The sequence below is a fragment of the Bradyrhizobium sp. USDA 4502 genome, from assembly GCF_054063355.1.
The window spans coordinates 388,807-412,659 of record NZ_JBSSGF010000001.1; the positions used below are offsets into that span (position 1 = coordinate 388,807).

At 59.6% G+C, this 23,853-nt stretch carries 18 protein-coding genes and 5 pseudogenes; 9 read left to right on the forward strand and 14 right to left on the reverse strand.

Annotation, left to right across the window (positions count from 1 at the left end; genetic code table 11):
* Positions 1-92: 92 nt before the first annotated feature.
* Complete coding sequence (locus tag ACVW1B_RS01835) at positions 93-890, reverse strand: hydroxypyruvate isomerase family protein (protein ID WP_253603572.1); 798 nt, start codon at positions 888-890, stop codon at positions 93-95.
* A gap of 266 nt (positions 891-1,156) precedes the next feature.
* On the opposite strand from ACVW1B_RS01835, the pseudogene ACVW1B_RS01840 reads away from it, so the two are divergent.
* Positions 1,157-1,937, forward strand: a pseudogene (locus tag ACVW1B_RS01840) (IS630 family transposase); the annotation flags it as partial.
* Positions 1,938-2,624: 687 nt separating this feature from the next.
* Here the strand turns inward: ACVW1B_RS01840 and ACVW1B_RS01845 are convergent.
* Together ACVW1B_RS01845 and ACVW1B_RS01850 are read right to left on the reverse strand one after the other, a co-directional pair.
* A complete protein-coding gene (locus ACVW1B_RS01845; RefSeq protein ID WP_253603570.1) occupies positions 2,625-3,401 on the reverse strand; it encodes an HpcH/HpaI aldolase family protein in 777 nt (258 codons plus the stop codon).
* Positions 3,402-3,457: 56 nt separating this feature from the next.
* Positions 3,458-3,667 carry a hypothetical protein gene (locus ACVW1B_RS01850; protein ID WP_253603568.1) on the reverse strand — a complete coding sequence of 70 codons (210 nt, stop codon included), beginning with the start codon at positions 3,665-3,667 and terminating at the stop codon, positions 3,458-3,460.
* 520 nt (positions 3,668-4,187) lie between these two features.
* On the opposite strand from ACVW1B_RS01850, the gene ACVW1B_RS01855 reads away from it, so the two are divergent.
* On the forward strand, positions 4,188-4,667 hold the full coding sequence (locus ACVW1B_RS01855) for an Lrp/AsnC family transcriptional regulator (RefSeq protein ID WP_253603566.1): 480 nt from the start codon (positions 4,188-4,190) through the stop codon (positions 4,665-4,667).
* Between the two features lie 463 nt (positions 4,668-5,130).
* A complete protein-coding gene (locus tag ACVW1B_RS01860) occupies positions 5,131-6,771 on the forward strand; it encodes an MFS transporter (protein ID WP_253603564.1) in 1,641 nt (546 codons plus the stop codon).
* Positions 6,772-7,887: 1,116 nt separating this feature from the next.
* Here ACVW1B_RS01860 and ACVW1B_RS01865 read toward each other — a convergent pair.
* Positions 7,888-8,520: pseudogene (locus tag ACVW1B_RS01865) on the reverse strand (IS630 family transposase); the annotation flags it as partial.
* Positions 8,521-8,536: 16 nt separating this feature from the next.
* A pseudogene (gene tnpC / locus ACVW1B_RS01870) lies at positions 8,537-9,100 on the reverse strand (IS66 family transposase); the annotation flags it as partial.
* A gap of 684 nt (positions 9,101-9,784) precedes the next feature.
* Between tnpC (ACVW1B_RS01870) and ACVW1B_RS01875 the strand changes: the two are divergent.
* On the forward strand, positions 9,785-10,519 hold the full coding sequence (locus tag ACVW1B_RS01875) for a reverse transcriptase domain-containing protein (protein WP_253603562.1): 735 nt from the start codon (positions 9,785-9,787) through the stop codon (positions 10,517-10,519).
* 72 nt (positions 10,520-10,591) lie between these two features.
* Here the strand turns inward: ACVW1B_RS01875 and istB are convergent, their stop codons facing one another.
* The 5 genes from istB to ACVW1B_RS01900 all read right to left on the reverse strand — a co-directional run bounded on the left by istB (position 10,592) and on the right by ACVW1B_RS01900 (position 15,076).
* Complete coding sequence (gene istB / locus ACVW1B_RS01880) at positions 10,592-11,368, reverse strand: IS21-like element helper ATPase IstB (RefSeq protein WP_253609762.1); 777 nt, start codon at positions 11,366-11,368, stop codon at positions 10,592-10,594.
* Between the two features lie 17 nt (positions 11,369-11,385).
* Positions 11,386-12,936, reverse strand: coding sequence for an IS21 family transposase (gene istA, locus ACVW1B_RS01885; RefSeq protein WP_253603560.1), 1,551 nt, complete (start codon positions 12,934-12,936; stop codon positions 11,386-11,388).
* Positions 12,937-13,040: 104 nt separating this feature from the next.
* Entirely contained in the window at positions 13,041-13,436 is a 396-nt protein-coding gene (locus ACVW1B_RS01890) for a hypothetical protein (RefSeq protein WP_253603559.1), read from the reverse strand.
* A gap of 213 nt (positions 13,437-13,649) precedes the next feature.
* Complete coding sequence (locus ACVW1B_RS01895; RefSeq protein ID WP_253603557.1) at positions 13,650-14,060, reverse strand: helix-turn-helix domain-containing protein; 411 nt, start codon at positions 14,058-14,060, stop codon at positions 13,650-13,652.
* 893 nt (positions 14,061-14,953) lie between these two features.
* The gene (locus tag ACVW1B_RS01900; RefSeq protein WP_456794401.1) at positions 14,954-15,076 is read right to left on the reverse strand and encodes a hypothetical protein; all 123 of its coding nucleotides are present in this window, start codon (positions 15,074-15,076) and stop codon (positions 14,954-14,956) included.
* Between the two features lie 919 nt (positions 15,077-15,995).
* Here ACVW1B_RS01900 and ACVW1B_RS01905 point away from each other — a divergent pair.
* On the forward strand, positions 15,996-16,766 hold the full coding sequence (locus ACVW1B_RS01905; protein WP_253603556.1) for a CmcI family methyltransferase: 771 nt from the start codon (positions 15,996-15,998) through the stop codon (positions 16,764-16,766).
* 443 nt (positions 16,767-17,209) lie between these two features.
* On the opposite strand, the gene ACVW1B_RS01910 is transcribed toward ACVW1B_RS01905, so the two are convergent.
* From ACVW1B_RS01910 to tnpA, 4 genes are read right to left on the reverse strand one after another with little or no spacing between them, the layout of a single operon-like run.
* Positions 17,210-17,812 carry a plasmid pRiA4b ORF-3 family protein gene (locus ACVW1B_RS01910; RefSeq protein WP_253589677.1) on the reverse strand — a complete coding sequence of 201 codons (603 nt, stop codon included), beginning with the start codon at positions 17,810-17,812 and terminating at the stop codon, positions 17,210-17,212.
* Positions 17,809-19,374 carry an IS66 family transposase gene (gene tnpC, locus ACVW1B_RS01915; RefSeq protein ID WP_253589676.1) on the reverse strand — a complete coding sequence of 522 codons (1,566 nt, stop codon included), beginning with the start codon at positions 19,372-19,374 and terminating at the stop codon, positions 17,809-17,811. The genes ACVW1B_RS01910 and tnpC (ACVW1B_RS01915) overlap by 4 nt, the downstream gene beginning before the upstream one ends.
* Positions 19,375-19,425: 51 nt before the next feature.
* Entirely contained in the window at positions 19,426-19,779 is a 354-nt protein-coding gene (gene tnpB / locus ACVW1B_RS01920; RefSeq protein WP_011931031.1) for an IS66 family insertion sequence element accessory protein TnpB, read from the reverse strand.
* Positions 19,773-20,195, reverse strand: coding sequence for an IS66-like element accessory protein TnpA (tnpA, locus tag ACVW1B_RS01925; RefSeq protein ID WP_247280258.1), 423 nt, complete (start codon positions 20,193-20,195; stop codon positions 19,773-19,775). The genes tnpB (ACVW1B_RS01920) and tnpA overlap by 7 nt, the downstream gene beginning before the upstream one ends.
* Before the next feature lie 112 nt (positions 20,196-20,307).
* On the opposite strand from tnpA, the pseudogene ACVW1B_RS01930 reads away from it, so the two are divergent.
* The 4 genes and pseudogenes from ACVW1B_RS01930 to ACVW1B_RS01945 form a co-directional block, all read left to right on the forward strand.
* Positions 20,308-21,440: pseudogene (locus tag ACVW1B_RS01930) on the forward strand (IS3 family transposase); the annotation flags it as partial.
* Between the two features lie 130 nt (positions 21,441-21,570).
* Positions 21,571-22,059, forward strand: a complete 489-nt coding sequence (locus ACVW1B_RS01935; RefSeq protein ID WP_456822997.1) for a transposase — start codon at positions 21,571-21,573, stop codon at positions 22,057-22,059.
* Positions 22,007-22,213, forward strand: a pseudogene (gene tnpB / locus ACVW1B_RS01940) (IS66 family insertion sequence element accessory protein TnpB); the annotation flags it as partial. The gene ACVW1B_RS01935 and the pseudogene tnpB (ACVW1B_RS01940), both read left to right, overlap by 53 nt.
* Positions 22,214-22,602: 389 nt before the next feature.
* Positions 22,603-22,980 (forward strand): hypothetical protein, encoded by a 378-nt coding sequence (locus ACVW1B_RS01945; protein WP_375167106.1) that lies wholly within the window; start codon positions 22,603-22,605, stop codon positions 22,978-22,980.
* The last annotated feature ends 873 nt before the right edge of the window (positions 22,981-23,853 follow it).

The following is a 23,853-nucleotide window of genomic DNA, read 5'->3' on the forward strand; positions in this document are numbered from 1 at the left end:
CTAATCCGACCTTTTTAGTAGTGTAGGCGTAAAAAACATCGTGAAGGTGGCGCAGGAGCTGTCTTTCTGTGGGTCCCGCGCGTTTCGTGTCGCTATGGATATCCGGCAACCGAGCGGGGATCGATATCAAGTTTCTTCCGCCACATGAGCCCTTCTCGGGTGCCGCCGCGCGGCAAGTATTCGCAACCGACCACGCCATCATAACCGATATGCTCCAGTGCATCGAACACGGCGCGGTAGTTGATCTCCCCTTCGTCTGGCTCGGCGCGCGAGGGTACGGCAGCAATCTGCACATGGCGGATGATCGGCTTGAGCTTCTTAAGCCGAGTGATGATGTCGCCCTCCATAATCTGCAAGTGAAAAATGTCGAACAGCAGCCCCACATTTGGGCGCTCAACCTCGCTGATCAGGTCTGCCGCCTGCTGCGAGCGCGTCAGGAAGTAGCTGGGCGCCAAGCGGGTGCTGAGGGGTTCAATGACTAGCGTTACGCCTTTCTCCGCCGCCTTATCGGCGCTTCGCCGCAGGTTGTGGACGAAAGTGCGGTGAGCATTCGCTGACACCGCCACCTTTCCCGCCATGCAATGGATCAGCGTCGCGCCAAGCGAGGACGTGTAGAGCAGCGCCTGATCGAAGGCCACCTCGAAGTCCCGCTCGCGCCCCGGCACGGCGCCAACTCCGAAGTCACCCGAGTATTGATTTCTGGACGCCGCATTGAGCATGACCATGGAAAGACCGGCTTGGCTCAGTCGCTCTTGCAGAACTTCGATCGAGTTCTCGTAAGGGCAATGGCACTCGACCAGTTTGAACCCCGCCTCCGCAGCGGCGGAAAAGCGATCTAGGAAGGGTAGCTCCTTGAACAGGAGCGAAATGTTGGCAGCCAAACGAAGCATGCTCTTGCCTAACTTTGCCGCGGTCGTTTACCGACGTGTGTACTGGGGGAGCCTCGCCCCTCGGAGCGCACACCAGCTCAGGCGAATATGACTGGAGCTCGCTCGTGCGCCGCCTCAAGCGGCGAACGATTACTGACTGTAAAGCGTCTCAATGCATAAAGACGGCGAAAAAAGCTTGCGGATTGAAGCAATTCTGCAAAATGTAGGGTATCCTGCGACCTCGATGCAATGAGCGACCACGCCTAAAACGCTATCCCGGCAAAGGATCTACCCACTGGAGCTCGCGCGGCATGGCGAAGGAAGCGGCCTGTCGGTCTCAAGCGTGCAGCGCATCTGGCGAGCCTTCGGTTTGCAGCCTCATCGGATGGAGACGTTCAAGCTCTCGACCGACCCGGATTTCGTGGCCAAGGTGCGCGATGTGGTCAGCCTCTACGTCTCCCCGCCCCAGCATGCCGTCGTCCTGGGTGTGGACGAGAAGTCCCAAATTCAGGCGCTCGACCGCAGCCAGCCCATGTTGCCCATGCGCCCCGGTCAGCCCCGCGCGGCGCAGCCATGACTACACGCACCACGGCACGGCCTCGCTCTTCGCGGTGCTCGACTAGCGACGGGGCAAGGTCATCGGCAAATGCTTTGCCCGCCACCGCGCCGCCGAATTTCGCAAGTTCCTCGACGAGATCGAGGCTGCCGTCCCGCACGGTCTCGATGTCCATCTCGTCATGGACAACTACGCCACGCACCAGGCCCCGCTGATCCACAACTGGCTCGCCAAACGGCCGCGCTGGCATGTCCATCTCACGCCGACCGGTTCGTCTTGGCTCAATCAGGTCGAGCGCTTCTTCGCGCTCATCACCGACAAAAAGATCCGGCGCGGCATCTATCGCAGCGTCCCGAGCTCTGCGCGCCGACATTATGGACTTCATCAGTCATCACAATGCCGATCCCAAGCCATTCCAATGGACCAAATCCGCCGATGATATCCTCGCTTCGAGCGCTTCTGCCGTTACAATACTCAAGCACAAGCATCGTGATTCTTGTTCAGGATACTAGGCGAGAATGTGCACGGGATCGCAGAACGGCCTCAGTTCAGAAGCCGATGCCCTATACTCCAGCTTGTTCGACTGCAGCGATAAGCGGCGCCCGTACACAGGCTATGTAGCGGGTAAGCGCCTCGACCAAGGCAGACCAAACCGTGCGTGCGGACGTAGGCTAGCAGGGGTCGTAAGCGATCGTCCTTTGCGGGTTAGGTTATCCTGCCCGGCTCGATCTTACAGGGTCGCCCCGTGTGGGAGGCCATCAGCACGAGCTATTGCCTGCGAGCACCAATTCCCGTTAGAGAGCCTTAAAGCTTGCCTGGCGCAGCAGAACAGATAAATCGCGTCGGGAAGTTCCCTAAATTATGTCCTTGAGCGCGGTCCCTCGCGGCGGGATCTGGATTTGGACAGCATCGATGTCGAGCGTGCGAAAGGTGGTTGGTAGTGGCTTCCCGAACCAGGCCACATCAGCATCAATGTTCGTACCATCGGCGATGACCTCGTCAAGCGTGATCGGGTCTCTTCATTAAGGCCGACAGACTGAAGGCGATCGAGGAAGTCGCCACTGTCCAAATGCAACTCCGTCGTATTGTGGTGGTTCACCTCCCATCGTACGATTCTCGCACAACAGTGCCCTTGTCCCGCGCCTCTAAGAGCCAGCTTCGCTGATCTCGACCCGCGAATAGTCTGGCGAGGGCTGGGATCATGTTACACCGCCGGACTTCTCGCGGGTCGCGTTGACCTGCATCTTGGCGTAGACCTGCATCAGGCCGACCTCGTTCGACAGCGTCACGAGCTTGAAGCCCATGTGGATCGCGCGCACCGCGCCTTCGGCGCCCGAGCAGTGGATGCCCGGGTTGAGGCCGCGTTTGCCGCACTCTTTGATGATCTTCTCGTAGATCTTGAGGATCTCCGGCTCATCGCGATCGAGCTTCGGCACCAGGCCGTAGGAGAAGCCGAGATCGGACGGGCCGATATAGACGCCATCGATGCCTTCGACATCGAGGATCGCTTCCATGTTCTCGACCGCGGTCTTGGTCTCCATCATCGGCAGCAGCACAATCTCGTCGTTGGCGGTCTGCTGATAGGTACCAGCCGAGCCGTACATGCCGGCGCGGATCGGGCCGTTGGAGCGCACGCCCTTCGGCGGATATTTGGCGTAGGAGACGAGGTTCTTGGCTTCCTGCGGCGTGTTGACCATCGGGCAGATCACGCCATAGGCGCCGCCGTCCAGCACCTTGCCGATGATGCCGGGCTCATTCCAGGGTACGCGGACCATCGGAGTGACCGGATGGGCGTGCATCGACTGGAAGCACTGCACCATCGATTGATAATCCTGCACACCGTGCTGCATGTCGACGGTGACGCTGTCGAAGCCGCATTGCGCGATCACTTCGGCCGAGAATCCCGAGGGGATCGCGAGCCACGCGTTCACTACCGCCTTGCGCGATGCCCAGACTTGCTTGACCTTGTTTGCCATTGATCACGTCTCCTTTTGTGTTTCTTGGAGCCTGTCGCAAGAGTGCTTCAGGGACTTCAGTACGCCCATAGATCAACGTTGAGGCAGTACATGCCAGCGAGGCCATCGATCAGATCTTTGGCTTGCGCATAACTGGCCTCGTATGGCTTCACCAGTTTCGATAGTCGTCGCTCACCAACCTTGCGAGCCGCAAAATCCCTGAGCTGCTTGAAAGGGTATAGGATGCCGCCTCTGTCCTTTTTCACTATTTCTAAATTGATGATCATTGTGCTTCAGTCTCGCAAGCTGCAAGATTTCGTAAAACAGACATGTTTGGCTCAAGACAGAGACTCGCTTCGAGTCCTAACGAAAAAGCTCTGGCAATTCATCTGCCCAACGCGCCGGCAAACTTCAGGGCGCTGAACCATGCCGTATGCAACCCGGCTCATGCGTTGTACGGATCGCCCCGGACATTGGTTAAAGTCACCAAGCAGCAAAACTCAGTTTCGAATCAGGAGCGAGATTGCCGTCTTGGCGACTACCTTTGCTGAATGCTCGGCTTTGGCGATCAGCGGTCCTCCGTCATGTTGACGCGGGCAGCTATTTGAGTTCCCTCCGAACGAAGTTACCTGAATTAGCTGTCGATCATCTTAAAAGACCTTCTCAAACTGCGTGCAACCCTTTGTTGAAAGACCCACGCATTCAGGATACTAATGTCGCAAATACATTTGCGTCGCATCTCCTGTCGTTTGGAAGATTTCCTGCATCGCACGGGCACTTGGCGCGGCAATTCACTTGGAGCTAACTATGCAGCAGTATGATCGAGCGGACGTCCGCATCCTTGAGATCGTGCAAAAGAACAACCGTCTAACGTCTGAGGTAATCGGCGAAATGGTGGGACTTTCTGCTACCGCATGTCAACGACGCCTCAAACGCCTACGTTCGGAAGGCATCATCGAGGCGGATGTCTCGATCGTTTCGCCCAGAGCGGTGGGAAGACCTCTTCAGATGCTTGTACTAGTGAGCCTGGAGCGGGAGCGAGCCGACATAATTGATCGATTCAAGAAGGCCATCAAATCGTCTGCTGAGGTCGTCAGTGGATTCTACGTCACCGGCGACGCCGACTTTGTCCTATATCTTACCGCGCGAACCATGGACGATTATGAGCAGTTCACTCGACGATTTTTCTATGAAAATCCAAATATCAGGGGCTTCAAGACAATGGTCGTAGTGGACCGCGTAAAGGTGGGGTTTGCCATGCCAATTCAGGATTCGCCTGAGGACTGACCAAAGTCTGATGTCGATGTCGGCGCGGCGCGCTTTTTCCTCGCTCGCTCACATAGAACGCTAAAAATCAGCGCTCTCGCTGCTGTACTCTGTGGTGCTGTTGCCAGTTGAGCTTGGACACTCATCTGACGAGCGGCTGAGAGTTAGCAGCCTTGCCTCAAGCGGCCGCAATTCAATTCCCTGCTCATCTGCACGACAGCAGTAATTTCGAGATCGAAACCATGGCTGAGCCAGAGGTGCACCGTCCGTGACCTCAATGAACACGGTCCAAAGCAATAGCGCTACTATGTTGATTAAATTTGTACGCAATGCGTGGGATGCTTGGTACTCGCTATCAAAGGGCGAAAGGCAGCAGCATCCCCCCGGTCGGGCGAAGCTCCCAATTGATAGCAGCCAGCTTTTGTCGGACGATCAAGCGATCGCGGCAAGGAATCTAGCCGCAATAGGCGAGGCGAGACTCCATGTGTCTGATCGGTCCGAGGACCAGAGCTCCAATGTCGATGGAATCACCGCGCCCCTCCGCTCTGTCTCCTTCCGCGTCATATGGCTGGCGAGCGTATTGTCTAATCTTGGCATCTTAATCCTCAGCGTCGGTGCTGCGTGGGCCATGACGGAGATGACGTCGTCGGCTGACAAGATCGCACTGGTGCAAACGGCTTTGTCATTACCGGTCGCGCTGCTCTCAATGCTCGCTGGGGCGATAGCTGACATGTACGACCGCCGCACCGTGATGCTTGTTACGCTCTCAGTCGCGCTTTGCGGCGGGACGGCTCTAACTGCTCTCGATTGGTTTGGTCTTACCACGCCGAGCCTGTTGCTCGCGCTTTGCTTCGTGATGGGTAGTGGTCTGGCATTGATGGGGCCGGCTTGGCAAGCTTCTATCGGCGAGCAGGTGCCAGCCGAGGCACTGCCGGCGGCAGTTGCACTTAATGGCATCAGTTTCAATATAGCCCGCAGCTTCGGGCCCGCGATCGGCGGTGTTGTGGTTGCGACTGCGGGCGTAATCGGAGCCTTTGCACTCAGCGCGTTGCTCCACCTGCCGCTGATGATGGCGCTGCTTTTCTGGAAGCGTGTGGCCGAGCCATCGCGACTACCTCGCGAACAGCTGAGGCGCGCCGTTGTCTCAGGCGTACGATATATCACCAATTCGCCCTCGATCAAGATCGTGCTGACCCGCACCATAGTAATCAGCGTGATCGGCGGCGCACTCATCGCTCTCATGCCGCTCGTCGCACGCGATCTCTTGCGGGGAGGCCCCCAAACCTATGGTATTATGCTCAGCGCCTTTGGCTTGGGCGCGGTATTTGGTGCGCTCAACATCACCGAGGTGCGCAAGCGCGTGAGTAGCGAGGCAGCGGTTCGCGCCTGCGGGGTTTCAATGGGCGTGGCGATTGCGGCGGTAGCGCTGAGCCGCGAGCCGGTCGTGACTGCCGCCGCGCTGGTCGCGGCAGGTGCCGTGTGGACGATAGCGTCGACGATACTCAACATTGGTGTGCAACTCTCGGCTCCGCGTTGGGTTGAGGGGCGGTCGGTTGCTGCTTATCAAGCCGCGCTCTCCGGCGGCATTGCTGTCGGCAGCTGGGGCTGGGGCCGTCTCACCGATGTTGTTGGCGTCGAGATGGCGCTGCTAGTTTCCGCTGCGCTGATATTAATCTCATCGCTACTTGGGCTCTGGCTACCCGTGCCGCCCATCGGCGCCCGCGGCGAGTCCGCCGAGATGCTGGCTGATCCCGAGGTGCGGCTCCCGATCGCCGACCGCAGCGGGCCGCTGGTGGTGGAGATCGAATATCGCGTCGCGCGTGAGAATGCGCGCGCCTTCCATAATGTGATGCTGGACGTACAGCTCTCCCGCCAGCGCAACGGAGCCTATGGCTGGTCCATTGCGCGCGACATCGCCGACCCAGAGGTGTGGATCGAACGCTACCACTGCCCGACATGGCTCGATTATTTGCGCCAGCGCAGCCGCTGGACGCAATCGGAGCTCGCGCTGGATCATCGAGCTGGGGCTTTCCACATCGGTCTTGAGCCGGTGCGCGCCCGCCGTATGCTGGAGCGACCGTTCGGATCGGTGCGCTGGAAGCAAGGCACGCTCAATCGCTGTTAATGGACGAGTGCTGGGTCGAGAGAACTCTAACGTTTCTGATTGAAAGCGGCGGTCGCCGCATACAAGTTGGTCAGCGAGATAGCACAGTTCGTCGGTAGGGTGGCACTTTATCCGGTCGTTGATTCATCGTAACCCGAGGCAACGTGGACGGATGGCTCGCCAAAACAAGGAGGCATAGATGCCAAGTGCCTAAGCACGTACAACTCCGACTACACCTACACTTTAACTGCATGAACCCTAGAAAGGGCTTCTCCGAAGGAGTGCCCAATTGGGACGACATTTCCTAAGGGATAACTGGGCTCGGGCCGCACGTGTTAGATCGGTGATAATGGCAGGCCTGGCTGCCGCCCATCTCTTGCAAGTTGGCCGGCACCGACAGAGATTGCTTCCTGCGCGCAAATGTGGATTTGGAATACAGCCGAGAACTGTTCTTGGAAGGTCAAACCGAAGTCAGCGTGGCGTTATTTTTCCTAGCTTAAGGTCAGCGGGACAGCCCGCGGCGTACTGGCTACGCGGCAATGAATTCGGCGTCCACCCATAAGTTCGATCAGCATGGGTGCTTGGGCACGACGTTTCCAAGCCGCTACCTTGCTCATTTGCGACGTTAACGACCACTGACACCTTTCGCATTCAGCTCTCGCTCCTCCGGGCACAAGGACCGCGCCAATGCGACGTCTGCCGCGAACACATCTTTCTTGACCTGTCGATCGTTGGTAGGCCTCCGAGTACAGACGCCCTGCGACGGGCTGGGCTGATGGTTGAGAACTGTACGTATGGACAGCCATACGATCAGTACGTTGAATCGACTGAAAGTGGTTGATACAGGCCGGCGGCGGCGTTGGTCTGAGGAAGAGAAGGCCCGTATTGTTTTGGAGACCTATCCGAGCCGCTTGGTTGCGGCGACAGCCCGGTGATACGACTTGTCGCGTTCCTCTATTGGTGACTTGGCGAAGAGCCCTCGCGGCGACGCGGACCAAATCCGACGCTGGCTTTGTCAGGGCAGTTGTGGCCGAGGGGGGCCCTCGGAGTCGGTGGTGGGGTCATCGGAGAGCGCGACCGCACATTCGACGGAGCGTCGGATCGAGATCCAGTGTCCTGAACCAGAAGTTCGCGATATTACGATGCTTGCGCTTGAGTATTGTAACGGCAGAAGCGCTCGATGGAAGCGAGGATATCATCGGCGGATTTGGTCCATTGGAATGGCTTGGGATCGGCATTGTGATAACTGATGAAGTCCATAATGTCGGCGCGCAGAGCCTGGACGCTGCGATAGATGCCGCGCCGGATCTTTTTGTCGGTGATGAGCGCGAAGAAGCGCTCGGCCTGATTGAGCCAAGACGAACTGGTCGGCGTGAGATGGACATGCCAGCGCGGCCGTTTGGCGAGCCAGTTGCGGATCAGCGGGGCCTGGTGCGTGGCGTAGTTGTCCATGGCGAGATGGACATCGAGACCGTGCGGGACGGCAGCCTCGATCTCGTCGAGGAACTTGCGAAATTCGGCGGCGCGGTGGCGGGCAAAGCATTTGCCGATGACCTTGCCCCGTCGCTAGTCGAGCACCGCGAAGAGCGAGGCCGTGCCGTGGCGCGTGTAGTCATGGCTGCGCCGCGCGGGCTGACCGGGGCGCATGGGCAACATGGGCTGGCTGCGGTCGAGCGCCTGAATTTGGGACTTCTCGTCCACACCCAGGACGACGGCATGCTGGGGCGGGGAGACGTAGAGGCTGACCACATCGCGCACCTGGGCCACGAAATCGTAAGCGTCGTTCTCAGGCCACGGCTTTAAGGGGTTGAGCGCGGTAGGCCCAGGGCAATAGCTGGTCGATGTCGCGGTTGGGATGCCCGTTGACGATCCTGGCCAGGACGTCGGTGAGATAGGCAAGCGGGTCGACGTCGTTGAGCTTGCAGGTCTCGACAAGAGAGGCGACGACAGCCCAGTGTTCGGCACCACCGTCGGATCCGGCAAACAGCGCGTTCTTGCGGCTGAGCTTGATACCGCGGATTGATCGTTCGACGGTGTTGTTGTCGAGCTCAATGCGGCCGTCATCGATGAAGCGCGTTAAGCCTTTCCAGCGCGAGAGGGCGTAGCGGATGGCCTCGGCGAGCTTGATCTTCTGGCTGATGAGAGCCAGCTTGGCGCGCAGCCAAACTTCGAAGGCATCGGCCAGTGGTCGGCTCTTCTGCTGCCGCACGAGGCGACGTTCCTCCGCGCTGCGGCCGCGAATCTCCTTCTCGATCGCGTAGAATGCGGCAATGTGTTTGAGCGCCTCGCTTGCGATCGGAGCGGGGCCGGCTGTCGCGAGTTCGTAGAAGTTGCGCCGCATGTGCACCCAGCTTGCGTCAGGACAAGTCCTGGAAACGAGGAAGAATGTGATCTGAAACCTTTCAACGTGTCCCAGAGGGTTCGACGCCCTCCCGGCAAAGGCGGAGCCCGCCAGCCGGAAGCGAGTCTTGCATGGGTGACGGCAACGTCACTCGTGAAGCGTAGACAGCGGGTACTGAAGCCCTGTGACCAGCCTCGAAATCACGGTCGTGCTGAAGCCTTCGTCGTGTTGGATCCGGGGGCAGCACTGGGAAAGCCGCTATGGCCAGGCTGACCGGTTCGGCCGGGGTCTCTGAGCAGGGCAAAGGTACGGGATGGGCCACCAGGAAACCTGAGAGGTCCCGTTTGTGCCCACATGGGAAAGCCGGCACGGAGCACCGGCCATAGCAACGCTCCAGGCCTGATGACCGACTTGGCGAGCATCGGGAGCGCGCACGCGAACACGAAAACACCAAGGCATGTGGAATCCCGAGGTGAAGACATAAGCCGACGGACGCGCGCGGCGGGAAGTCGTAGCGGCTTCGTAGTACCGAGGAAGGCGGGGAACTGGGCTCACCGGGACCCGCTCGAGGGAAGGGAGCCGCCACGCGTTAAGACCCATTGACGAGAAACACGGGAGGGAACGCTGAGTCCCACGAACCTGTCCACGAAACGACAATGGATAGCCGATCTGGCGAGGAAGAATCCCAAGCGGGTGCTGACCTCGCTGCATCACCTGATCGACCGTGAATGGATGCTCGAGGCCTATCGCCTGACGCGCAAGGATGGCGCGCCCGGTATCGACGGCATGATGGCGACGGACTATGAAGCGAACCTGGAGGCGAATCTTTGTGATCTCCTGGCGCGCATCAAATCCGGACGTTACATCGCGCCGCCGGTGCGACGGCACTACATCCCGAAGGCGGATGGGACCGAACGGCCACTCGGCATCCCGACATTGGAAGACAAGGTGGCACAGCGGGCGATTCTCCTGCTGCTGGAGCCGATCTACGAGACCGACTTCTTGTCGTGCTCGTATGGCTTCCGACCGGGACGATCGGCCCATGATGCCCTACACGCTCTGCGCAATGGGTTCATGGAGCAAGGGCTGCGTTGGGTGGTGGACGTCGATATCTCGAAATACTTCGACACCATCGACCACACGCACCTGCGCCGATTCCTCGATCAGCGAGTCGCGGACGGCATCGTCCGGAGGATGATTGATAAATGGCTGAAGGCGGGGGTGCTCGAAAAGGGCGTCCTGCGCCGCACGACTAGTGGAACGCCCCAAGGCGGCGTGATCTCGCCACTGCTAGCAAACATCTACCTGCATTATGTGCTGGATGAATGGTTCGAGCAGGTGGCGCGACCGCGGCTCAAGGGAGATGCCAACTGGTCCGATACGCTGATGACTGCGTATTTCGCAAAAACGGGACAGCGGTTTCGCTAACTGACGGACAGCAGTTTCGCTAAATCGCGGACAGCGTGGCGGCGCTGGCTTTTGGTTGCCTGGTTGTTGAAGTCAGTTGATATTCGTTTCGCTGTTTTCGACGTCGGTCAAGGGGCGCGCGGCTTTTTTCCTTCGCATGCTGTCGCCTTCGAGGGCGATACGGTGGGAGTTGTGGATGATCCGGTCGAGGATAACATCTGCGATGGTTGGCTCGCCGATCATGTCGTGCCATTGGGCAACGGGCAGCTGAGCGGTAATCAAGGTCGATTTGCGCCTGTAGCGCTCTTCGAAGATTTCGAGGAGATCAAGGCGCTGCTGGTCATTGAGGGTGTGGGTGCCCCAATCGTCGAGGATGAGCAACTGGACACGTGCAAGCTTATCGATGAGGCGCGGGAAGCGACCATCGAGACGGGCCATGGCGAGGTCTTCGAACAAGCGCGGCATACGCAAATAAAGGACGGAATGATCGAGCCTGGCCGCCTGGCGTCCGAAGGCACATGCCAACCAGGTTTTGCCAGTCCCCGTCAGGCCGGTGATGATGAAGTTCTCATGGGCTTTCAGCCAGGCGCCTTGCGCCAGCTGCAGGGTGTTGCGCCGGTCAAGGCCGCGGCGGGAAGCGAAGTCGACGTCTTCGATACAGGCGTCGACGAAGCGCAGCTTGGCTGCGGCCAGCCGATTGGTCAGGCGCCGGTCGGCACGCATGGCGGCTTCGCGATCGAGCATCAGGCCGAGCCACTCATCCCGGCTGAGATCGGCGGCATTGTCCTGTTCGGCTAGTTGCCGGTAAGCGGCCGCCATTCCGGCAAGGCCGAGCGCCTGCATCTGCTCGAGGGTCGGGTGGGTCAGCATCGCGATGTTCCTTTCCTTCATTGATAATAGCCCCCACCACGGATGTTGGCGTGCGAGGGGGTGGCTTTGACGGGTGCGGCAGCAGGGCTCGCGCGGTCGAGCCCGGATTTGAGGATCGCGCTCACCGAGGAGTAGCTGATCGCGTTGATGACGAGTGCCCGCTCGCAGGCCGCTTCGAGCCGATCGCGCTCGTAGCGCCGTGCCAGGGCGATGATCCCCATGGCGGAGCGATAACCCTGCTCGGGATGCGGGCGCTCACGCATCATCCGCTCGACCAGAGTGGCGGTGTTGACGCCGATCCGCGCTGCCATCTTGATCAAGCTCGCCGGCGTCATATTGGCATAACGCTGATGGGCCTTGGGCATGTGCTCGTTCACGGTGACATGGCCGCTGCGCTGAGAGCGGCGCACATGGCTGGCAACACGCGTGTGATCCTGGAAGATCTCGACGGCTCGATAGGTGAGCCGGATGTCCACCCGACGGCCGATCAGCCGGTGCGGCACCGAGTAAAAGGTCTTGTCGACTTCGACGCGATAATCGGGGTGGACCTTCGCCGTTTTCCACTCGGCGTATTCGAACGGCTCGCCCGGCAGCGGCGTCAACGCAGCGCGCTCGATCTCCTCGAACAGCTGCCGGCGGGATTTGCCGATATGGCGCATCGGCCGATGGTTCAGCTCCTCCAGCAGACCGCCGATCGCAGTATTGAGATCGGTCAGGTTGAAGAACCGCCGATGGCGCAGCCGTGCCAGAATCCAGCGCTCAACAATCAGCACCGCGCCTTCAACCTTGCCCTTGTCGCGCGGCTTGCGGCTGCGGGTCGGCAAAATCGTCGTGTCGTAGTGCTCGGCCATGGCGGCAAAGGTTTGGTTGAGCGTCGGCTCGAACCACAACGCCTTGACGACCCCGGCCTTCAGATTGTCGCAGACGATCGCCTTGGGAACTCCGCCGAAGTACGACAAGGCTCGGGTCTGGCCTTCGATCCAATCTGGTAGTCGCTGACCGAAGCTCCCCATAGCGAAGGTCAGCGACGAGGCCCCGAGCACCGCGACAAATATCTGCGCCTGACGGATCTCGCCGGTTTGCGGATCGATCACCTCCACCGTCGGACCGGCATAGTCGGTCTGCATCACTGCACCCGCCGCGTGGCGATGACGGAAGGTCGGGTTCGCCCGGCGCCGATAGGCGTCGAACTTCTCGCAGAACCACGTGTAACCATAGCCGTCGGGATGCGCCGTCCGGTATTCCTGCCACAGCAGCGTCAGCGTCACGCCCTTGCGCTTGAGCTCCTGCGCCACCCGTGGCCACTCTGGCTCGCTCAAGTCCTGCGGGGGGCGCCCGACCCGCCGGAACAAGGCTCGCTGCAAGGCCGCCTCGCTCTCGTAAATCGGCGGCAGCGGCCAGCTCAAACCCGCTTCACGCGCTCGCAGCAGGTAGGTGGCAACCGAACTCTTGCTGATCTGCAGCCGTTCCGAGATCTCCCGAACCGACAGGTCCTGCTCGTACGTCAGCCTCAGGATCGATCGTAGGTCCTTCACAGTGGTTCGTTTCGCTTGCTTCCGTCTCGGCATTGCCCCTCTCAAACTCAGCTTGAGAGAGAACATTGCCTGAACGGCGCTCCCGAAAACCAACCTCCCGCAACTGTCCGCGATTTAGCGGAATCCCTGTCCCGGAATTACTGAAATCGCTGTCCGCGAATTAGCGAAATTGCTGTCCGGAAATTGCCGAAACACGCACTGATGACGCGGTGATCGCCTTCGAGGACCGTCTGTCCGGCAAGCGATTGCTGAATGTGCTGGGTAAGCGGCTCAGTCGGTACGGGCTTCAACTCCATCCGATCAAGACCCGCTTCGTAGACTTCCGGTTTAAACGCCCCGGTGGGCGTCATCCCGCGACGGCGCGGACCACATTCAACTTCCTTGGCTTCACCCATGTATGGGGTCAATCGAGGAAGGGTAAGAATGTCGTCCGACAAATAACGGCAAAAGACCGTTATGCCCGCGCGCTGGCTTCCGTAACGGAATGGTGTCGGCTCAACCTGCATCGCCCGTTCCGGGAACAGCACGCGCACTTGTCGCGGGTTATCCGGGGGCACTGCGCCTACTACGGCATCTCCGGCAACGGCCGACGGATCAGATGGTATCACCACCAGCTCACGCGGATATGGAAGAAAATGGCTCGCGCGGCAGCAATCTGCCGTGGTCACGCTTCCGGGCCATGCTCGCGCGACATCCGCTGCCGACAGCCAAGATCGTCCACCAATATGCCGTCTCGTGAGCGAAGCTTACGCGTGAAGAACCGGATGCGGGTAATCCGCTCGTCCGGGTCTGTGAGGGGCGGGGATGGCAACATCCCCGCCTAAGCCAGATGCGCTGCACGCTTGAGACCGACAGGCCGCTTCCTTCGCCATGCCGCGCGAGCTCCAGTGGGTCGCATCCTTCGGGAGGCTTTCCAGGGTCCGTACGATGGTAGCTTCGATGCGCGCGTCATCGATCGTCCGCGGTGCTCCGGGCCTTGGCTCGTCGCGCAGGCCTTCCACGCGATCCTGCACAAAGCGCCGACGCCACTTGCCGACCGTGGTCTCGATCACACCGAGCTTCGCCGCCACCTCCTTGTTCTGGCTGCCTTCTGCACAGGCCAAAATGATCCGGGCGCTCAACGCCAGGGCTTGGGCCGTCTTGCGACGGCCGGCCAACGCCTTCAGCTCAGCTCGCTCCTCGTTGCTTTAGGATCAGGGATGCCAGTTCCGCCATCGAATGCTCCATCGCTGTGCCTCGAAAGACCGTCGCAGGCTGGCTCTCCCTAACTGGGAAGCCTGAGGTCTCTGAGCTTGGACGAACGAGGTTGCCGACCTACACCAGCGTGGCACGATGACCACAGAGTCTCCGACAGAACGGTTCAAGCCCGCACGATAACGACCCCTGCGGCCGATCGCTAGGAGGTTGGCATCCGAGGCCGCACCTGTGCGCGTTCCGACACTCGTAACCATCCGCTACGACGGATTGCAACCGTCCGTTCGGATCATCGCGATAGGTGCTATGATACCGTTAGGTGCATTTCTGATCGAAACGTTTTAGCTCGATGTCAAGATGTCAAGCGCGGCGGAGGCCGTCCATATTCGACCGGATGGTCCCCGCTGCGAGCGCCTCTCGGCTGACGCTTGCGCACAGGCGGGCTGCCGAGCTCGGATCCGATAAGCGTTGCGGAGATGCGATCGAAGACCAGTCACCGACAGTGCGCTCGCCAATAACCTTGCGCCAAGTTGTTACGGCGGGTTGTGCTGGTGATGAGGACGGAGTCGCGGTCATGGCGATCCTCGACGAACTCAATGAAATCGCGCTGCTGGCCGCAGAGAGGCGGCCAGGTATCACGATCGTCCAATAGAACCAGATTGACATTTACCCGGAACAGTCGATGGTACCAGTTGTCGCCGTGAGCAAATCAGCGAACAAGCGCCACACGCGCGCGTGGTAAATTGTGTCCCCCACCAAGCCTATGCGCTAGCACGCTGGACTAACCACGACTTGGTGGTTCCGCACGGCCGCTGATCAGCAAGCCTCCGCGGTGTTAGGCTATCTCGGCTAGTGGCTAATTGTTCGACAGCACCGTGTCGAGCCGGCGCGGCGTGCGGTAATCGACCCGAGTAGTACGACTTCCGATCTCGACGTTGTAGTCGAGCCCACCCTGCATTCCTTCGTTCGGCAAAGGCATAGCAAACGGCCCGTAATGACTTGAGCGCCGCGCAGCCATCGCCCTGCTTGTCACGGAGCTCAATAAGCCGTATCGCGCCATCTCGGCATAAGCCGCGCGCGCTGTATGTCGAGATCGGGCTACGTGCTAGCTAGTGTCCCGGGTCATAAGTTCGAATCATTAGATTCGCGTCAGCATCTTGCTCTTAGTCCCGGCGCGATATGGCGCGCAAGGCAACTGAGCCGGAAGCCTGAGCGGCATAGCCGACCAAGAGGTAGAAGTATCATCTAGCAGCCTTCCTCTGGACAGGCTACCGAACTCATGAACTTGCTTTTCAGGCCGTTGAACCTGCTCTCCCACGGTTCGGGAGAAAGCGAGCGCCGAACGCCAACCTTTTGATTAACTGGCATCGCTCAAGGCGAAAGTAGCGAACGATTCGGTGCGCTTAGTGACAATAGAGCGAAAAGTCCTATTCGGTTCATAACTGGCATTGGATCATCTTGCCCGTGTTCTTTATCGTACATTGATGACGCAGATGTCGCGAACCGACCAAGCGTTGTGGCCGTTCCAGCAGGGATGCTGGCAAATCTTCGTATTTCGCCCTCGCTAGGTAAGCGAACACTGCACTCGCCAAGTGGCACGCCGATTGCTGGGATGAGGAGCAAAGACCGCCTGGGTTAAACTGGAGCAGTCACATCTCAGGAAGTCACAGATGAGACTTGCCCGATCGATTCTGGTCAATCCTCTGCTTATGCCGTGTCGGTTGCCGCGAAGTTCGCCGTGGAGCGGCGCTCAGCGGAAAGTTTGGATGCGAGGCAGTGCGTTGGCGCGAGCGGACAGTTCTACAAACTAGATCACCCAGCCCTACCATCGCGGTGGAACTGATCATCGCTACGTACTATTGTGACACAACGCGAGGCGTAAAACGGAGGTAGACTCTATGAAACTCGCTTACGGATACAAAGCTCTTTGGGAGGTTGCCCAGAAAAATTATCCCGGTCAAACCGGGGTGGCCGGACTTCTCGATCAAAGAGGGATGTTTGACGCCATGAGCAGTGTCGTGAATGCTGACTATTCTGACCGCTTTGCAAAGCCAACCGCACGAGCATGGAGATGCTCCATTGATCCATGGAGTTTTCAGCACTCTGCGACGGTCAGGGGAGCCTTGGCACAAACGTACAAAGGGTTAGTAAATATTAAGAACCCTTTTGATCTGTCTCTGTATACGAGGCTAATTTGGGAAATTCAGCCGAGGACAATTCTAGAACTCGGTTCCTTTCAGGGCGGCAGCGGACTGTGGTTTGCTGATCAGATGTCGATGCTTTGCGAGAAACCTGGTGAAGTTCACTCCTTTGACTTGCACACGACACGCATCCATGCAAATGCAAAGCATCCACTTCTCACCTTTCATCAGATTGACCTTTCGGATGCAGAGGCCTTTGATAAAAGCCTGCTGATGAGATTACCTCATCCTTGGCTTGTGATCGACGACGCGCACGTACAAGTATTTTCGATATTTTCTTACCTAAGCGGCGTTCTTGTATCGGGGGATTACTATGTGATTGAAGATATCGTTTCACTGTTAAACAAGGAGGCTTTCGATGGCTTGCAAATGATCGAGCAAGCTGGCTTTTTAGTCGATACTTATTATACGGACGCGTTCGGGACCAACGTTACTTGTGCTCCGAATGCGTGGTTTCGAAAATCGTGAGCTTGCACCCATGGACATGAGTTTCCGGGCGCTCCTAGAGAAGGCCTCTGAATCCATGATAAAGCTGAGGCCGTTCAGCCGAGAAGTTCTGCACGGCAGCGCCACAGCGTTGCCATAGCTATGAACCTTGCGGGTCCGAGAGCTTGAGCGGTCGGAAAGATAGCCGCGTGCGTGCAGTCAGGACGGTTGGACATATTGCACCGACCGATGGCACGCAAACCTCAAAAAAAAAGCCTAAAAACGCGGCGTGAATCTCAAAGTTAACCGGTATGAGCTCCCACGTCTCCGTGATCAGCGCGCGCGAGCGTAACTGACCTGCCCCTGAGTATTTCCTCCAGATGGAGTTAGAGTCCGGCCTGAGCAAGGACGGATAGATGAAGCGAGCAAGGTTCACGGAAGAGCGTAAGCGTAGCTCTGAGGCCCATTTGATTGGCGCTTGACGTCTATTTTGAGCGCGTGGTGCGCCGGCGCGGCTTCCATATGTCGGACAACGCATTGACAGCGGCCTCAAGCGCCTTCCGGTCGACGACGTTGGGATCGAACTGCTCCGGGCCCCAGAGGCGCATATGTTCGTGCTCCGGATGGGTGGGGTCGCTGATGGCGTCGAGGTATTCAGCATAGCCTGGCGCACCGCCGACATCTTCCGGAGGACAACGGCCGGCGGCCTCGAGCAAGAACGGAAGTCCCTCCGTTGTCGTGTTGTCGAACCACTTTTCAAGCTTGATCACGTGATCCCAGCTGTCGCCGAAGTCGTAGAGATAATGGATCGTCTTCGCGCCGGTCTCCTGAACGATATTAGAGAGCCGCGTCTTGCGGGCATCGATGGGCTGAGGGCCAAAATCTCCATCGGGATCAGGTATACCCCAACGTCCTTCGCCGGCCAGGAACTCGAAGAGATGGCTGTTCGTCCAGCCAAACGCCGCCTGAAGCGTCAGATGCAGCCGATCAAGGCGCAGGGTGACGGGTACGACAAGGCGACGCATCACCTCCGGCTTCACATCCTTGAGGGTTACCTTGATCCGGACCGCGGTCGTGTTCAGGCTCATGCCGCCAGCCTCGGATCGTGTGTATGCATCGTATAGGTCGACGCCCAGGGAAGCAGTTCGTCCAGTCGCGCCGCAGGCCAACCATTGACGAGCTTGGCGAGAACGTCAGCGAGCCAGTGCTCGGCACTGACGCCATTGAGCTTACAGGTCTCAATGAGCGAAGCCAGCAATGCCCAATTCTCGGCACCTTCGTCGCAACCGGCAAAAAGGGAGTTCTTGGCATTGAGCTTGATTGGCCGCATCGCTCGCTCGACCGCATTGGTGTCCATCTCGATGCGCCCGTCATCAAGGTAGAACGTTAGGCCGTCCCAATGACGCAGCGCGTAACGCAGGGCCTTCGCCGTGTCGCTCTTCTGCGCAAGGTGAGCAAGCTTGGCCTCAAACCACTGCTTCAAGGCTGTAGCCAGAGGCCGGGCATGCGCTTGTCGCCCCGCGCGGCGCTCGTCCGCAGATCGGCCGCGGAGTGCCTTCTCGACCGCGTAAAGCAGGGCGATGCGCTCAAGGGCCTCGCGGGCAACCGGAGCTGGCGCCGGCGCAGCCTCCCGCTCGATCTTCACAAACTGGCGCCGCAGATGCGACCAGCAGAAGGCAAGCGTCCCGGACAGGGCGTCCGCACGCGTCTCTCGGGTCATGGTCTTGTAAGCCTGATAGCCGTCGCAGTGGATGATGCCGCGATAGCCCTCGAGCAGCCTCAAGCCATGAACGGCCCCACGGCCCGGTGCATAGGCGTAAACCACGCCAGGTGGATCAGGTCCGGCCCAGGGCCTGTCATCGCGTGACAGCGCCCAGAAGTAGCCGGTTTTGGTCCTGCCGCGCCCTGGATCCAGCACCGGCGCCGGGGTCTCATCGACACAGAGCTTCGAAGAGGCGAGCAGAAGCTGGCGCAGACGATGCCACAAGGGCTTCAATTCCTGGGCGGCGTAGCCGACCCAAAAGGCGAGCGTGGAACGGTCGATGGCGATACCGTGGGTCGCCAGCATCTGCGCCTGACGATAGAGCGGCAAATGCCAATGATACTTGGCGTCAATTACATGCGCGACGAGACGCTCGGTGGGCAGTCCCCCCTTGATCAATCGCTCGGGCGCAGCGTGCTGGAGGACGACGCCATGACAGGCGCGGCAGGCAAGCTTGGGCCGGCGGGTGACGATCACCCTGTATTGCACCGGAACGACGTCGAGCCTCTGGCTCTCATCGTGACCAATCTCAACGAGATCGCCTTTGCAGCACGGGCAGCAGGTTGCAGCCGGCATCAGCGTTTCGACAATGCGTGGCAAATGCTCCGGAAGCTGACCACGGTTGGCTCTGCGCTTGGCAGTTCTCTTCTCGCGGGCTCTGGGATTGGCGCGATCCTCAGCTGCTGCGAGAGCCGCGACGGCCTCTTCGATGTCCTCCAGAACAAGCTGTAGCTGATCAGCGTCCAGCTTTTCCGACGATCGACCGAACTGCGCATCCTTCGCAAGCTTGAGCAACCGCTCGAGCCTGGCGCAGCGATCCAGCAGAGCCGCGGCAAAGACACGCAGCTCGGCTGGATCGCTCGGCAGCTCATCAGGCAAATCACTCATTGGCCCAAGTCTGCCATGCTTCGCGCCCCGATGCAGCGAAGATTTTATGTCCTACGCAAGTGCTTTCGGCTGCGGGATTCGAGGCGCGTGCATCCGCGTCCAATCCATGCCGGCCAGAAGCGCGGACAGCTGGGCGGCATTCATCCGCATCACGCCGGCCACGATAGGAGGCCATTTGAAGCCGCTGCCATCGAGCCGCTTCCAATACATCACAAGGCCGCTGCCATCCCAGACGACAATCTTCACCCGATCGGCGCGCTTCGCACGGAACACCACCGCCACGCCCTTCATCGGGTCATGGCCCAGCGTCTCCTTCGCCAACAGCGCCAAGCCCTCCGCACCTTTTCTGAAGTCCACAGGTTGCGTCGCCACGTAAATCATGAGGCTCGCGGGCGGCGTCAGCATGAACGTGTCCGTCGAAGCGCCAAGAACACATCACTCAACACAGCAAGGCCAGGCGTCCCTCGCACCTCCACGCGTGCCCCCTGGAGTTCAACCGTCACAACGGCTGCTTCCGGCGACCCGGTGGGCTCTGCGGCCGCCGGTAGCGCCGATTCCGATACCACCGGCACGAACGACAGCGTGTCCGCCGAAGCCGGCAGCACCAACTGGCCCAAACGCGCCCGGCGCCGCCAGTCGTGCACCTGTTGGGGCCGGCACCCATGGCGACGCGCGACATCTGTGACAATCGCCCCCGGCTCAAGGCTTTCCGCGGCAATCTGTGCCTTCAAATCGTCCGGCCAGCGCTTTCGACCTGCGCCTGCGTACACTTCGATACGCGGTGACAACGGTCGTCTTATGTCGTCCGAATGGTCGTCCATTGTGAGCACCCTTGCAGAAGATGACTCTTCTAGCGGTCCTCTCAGGACTGAGTACAAAAATTCTCAAGGGCCTCAACGCCACGCTTACGGAAGAGCAGATTATCGCAGTGTTGAAGGCGGAGCGACGACAGCTGACCTGGCTCGCAAACACGGAGTCTCGGAGGCGACGATCTACAATTGGAAGGCCAAATTCGGCGGCATGGAAGCTTCCGAAGCCAAGCGGCTGAAGTCGCTGGAGGAGGAGAACGCGAAGCTGAAGAAGCTGCTGGCCGAGCAAATGCTCGATGCGGCGGCACTGCGCGAGCTTCTGTCAAAAAAATGGTAGGGCACGCCGCCAAGCGCGCCGCTGTGGCGCACCTGAAGGCCATGATGGGCCTGTCGGAGCGACGGGCCTGCACGATCGTCGACGCGGATCGGAGGATGGTCCGTTACCGATCTCGCCGCGCTGCGGATACGGAGCTTCGTGCCCGGCTGCGCGACCTTGCTCACGAGCGCCGACGGTTCGGCTACCGTCGACTGTTCGTCCTGCTGCGACGAGAGGGCGAGCCATCAGGGATCAACCGCATTCACCGGATCTATCGGGAAGAAGGGCTGACGGTCCGCAAGCGTCGGGCTCGCCGCAAGGCCATGGGGTGCCGGGCACCGATCCTGGTGGAAGCAAAGCCGAATGCGCGCTGGTCGCTGGACTTCGTCCACGACCAGTTCGCCAATGGACGACGCTTCCGCATCCTCAACATCGTCGACGATGTCACCAAGGAATGTCTGGGCGCCATTCCTGACACATCGATCTCGGGCCGGCGTGTGGCGCGGGAACTGACGACGATTGTCGCCCGCCGCGGCAAACCCGGCCTGATCGTCTCCGACAACGGCACCGAGCTCACCTGCAACGCCATGCTCGCCTGGTGCAAGGAAACCGGCATCGACTGGCACTTCATCGCACCGGGCAAACCGATGCAGAACGGCTTCGTCGAGAGCTTTAACCGCCGGATGCGCGACGAGCTCCTCAATGAGACGCTGTTCTTCGATCTCAACGACACCAGGACCAAACTCGCGGCATGGGTCGCCGACTACAATGGCGAGCGACCTCATTCCTCGCTGCAATACCTCACGCCCGCGGCCTACGCCGCCACTCTCACCGCAACGGACGCTCGGCTGCGCAACCCCGACCAGCTCCGCCGATCGTCCGTTGCTCCACCCGCGCCACTTGGCGTACAAACCACCGAGACTCTAACTGCCGCTGGATGAAAGTTCAGTGGCAGGTCATAACGGGTCGGCATCCAGTACTGGCGCATGGCCTCAACGAGTCCGGAATGTCAGTATCCGTGCGGTGAAGGCCGCCTTGCCGAGTGGAGGCGTGTTGTTGAGAACTGTCCTTGTGGACAGTGATAGGCGCAGTGCCAAAGTCGAACGGCTCGAAGTAGGGGACGCAGGCCGGCGGCGCTGGTCGGAGGATGAGAAGATCAAGATCGTCCTGGAGAACTTGCAGGCGCCGCGCCAGGTTGCGGCGACGGCGCGGCGATATGGCGTTTCGCGCTCATTGCTGCTCCGATGGCGACGGTCGTTTTGCCCCGAGCCGAAGGATGCCGCCCAGCAAACGGGCTTCGTACCGGCGATGGTGGTCGCGGAAACGGGGCCGACGCCTGGTCCAGCCGGCCGGCGGCGGCGCGATCGAGATCGAGTTTGCGGCCGGGGCTCGGATGCGGATCACGGGTTCGGTCGACGCGGCGACGCTGAAGGCCGCAGTCGCGGCACTGGCAGATGGACGGCCGAGGTGATCCACATTCCGCCCGCCGTACGGGTGCGGCCACACCGATATGCGCCGCGGCATGAGCTCGCTGGCCTTGCCGGTGCAGGAAGCCTTTAGGCGCGACCCGCACGGCGGCGACCTCTACGTGTTCCATGGCAAGAACGGCAAGCTCATCAAGATCCTTTGGTATGATGGGCTGGGCATGTCGCTCTATCCAAGCGGCTGGAGCGCGGCCGCTATCTCTGGCCGTCGTCGGCCACTGGCGTGGTGACAATCACCCCGGCCTAGCTTGCCTACTTGATTAGAGCATTGACTGGGTGCGCCGGGAGACCGGTGAAGACAGAGGTGAAGGTCCCTTACGATGAAGGAGTAGCAAGCCACATCGCCCCCGAGCCATGCGTGCGTGGCCGTGAGGCCATGAGCGAAGCGTTGACAGGGGTGCGCGTAGGCCAGCCATTGAACGACGAAAGACTTCCCATCCGGAGCGCTGATGCCTTCCAGTCGGCAGAAAGCAACATGACCCGTCGCGATAATGCAAGTGTCGGGCAGTTTCGCGTCGTCTATCCGCTTCGTTGAGCACCGAGTTGGCGACAAGAGGATCGCTGCCTTTTCCAGAAATGGTTGAAGGCGGGCGCGTTGGAAGACGGCCAAAAGATCGAGGTGAAGGCGGGAACGCCGCAGGGGGCGGTGATCTCACCGCGGCTTGCGAATATCTACCTCCACTATGTCTACGATCTTTGGCTCGACGCATGGCAAAAGCGGCGGGCGAGCGGCGACATGATTGTCGTGCGTTACGCCGATGACAGTGCGCCACGACGGCGAAGGAGGTGCTGTAGAGCACCTTTGAGCAGCCTTGCTGCACAGAAGATGGAGGCAGCCCCTCGAACTCGGGTTGCAGGATCAGGGTTCAAACTACCGGCTGGGGCTTCGGCCCATGGTCGAGGTGGTCGAGGCCGGAAAAGGCAGAGCAAGACTCTTTCAGGTAAGGATCGAAGAGACGAGCGCAAGCGAACCACCGATGAACTATCGAAAGCGTAGGGAAGAGTCAAAACCTAGGGGGCAGTCGTTATCTTGGGATCAGTTTGAGCGATGCCTGTTTACGGCTCAGGCGGCGTCCGGCAGGCGAGGTAGCGTTACCTGAACTCAGGCTTCTGTGCGGAACGTGGAAACCTGTATCGCGATGCCAAGGGAATGGTTCAAGTGGAAGCCCCACAAGAGTCTGAGTACCAATGTGCGATGCAGGGACGGAGCCGTGTGTAGTAGTGACGAAGAACTGTAATGGTGGCGGAGCGAAGGCATGGCACTGTCCCGCTTGATTGGAAGAACAACCGGAAACGGAGGACTCTTTTGGGTCAAGCAAAGCCGTATGACATCTCCAAGCCCTGGGATTGGGAGACGTACAAATGGGTTAAAGCAAATCGGGGCGCGGCCGGTCTTGCAGAGCAATCTGTACAAGCTCTGGAATCGAATGTCTTCGGACAGCTACTTTCCACCGCCGGTCAAGCGTGTGCAGATCGACAAGCGCGACGGCGGGAAGAGGCCGCTAGGAATTCCTACGGTGTAGGACCGCGTTGCTCAGCGGTCGTCAAAGGATATCTGGAGCCCGGATTTGGAGAGACACTTTCATCCAGACTCATTCGGATATCGACCCGGAAATTCGGCGCTCGATGCCGTTGGGGTTGCTCGCCAGCGATGCTGGCGGCATCCCTTCGTGCTCGTGGCGAATCTCTTTCTCCACTATGCGTTTTGACACGTGGATGCGAAGAAATCATCCGCAGCGTCCCGTTCGAGCGTTATGCCTGTCAATCGGCGTTCAAATTTGGCTCTGACTCACTTTTGATACAGTTTGGGGGATGTCTGACGCTTTGATTGGGGAGAATCAGCGCCATGCAGCACTCCAGCGCTCCAATC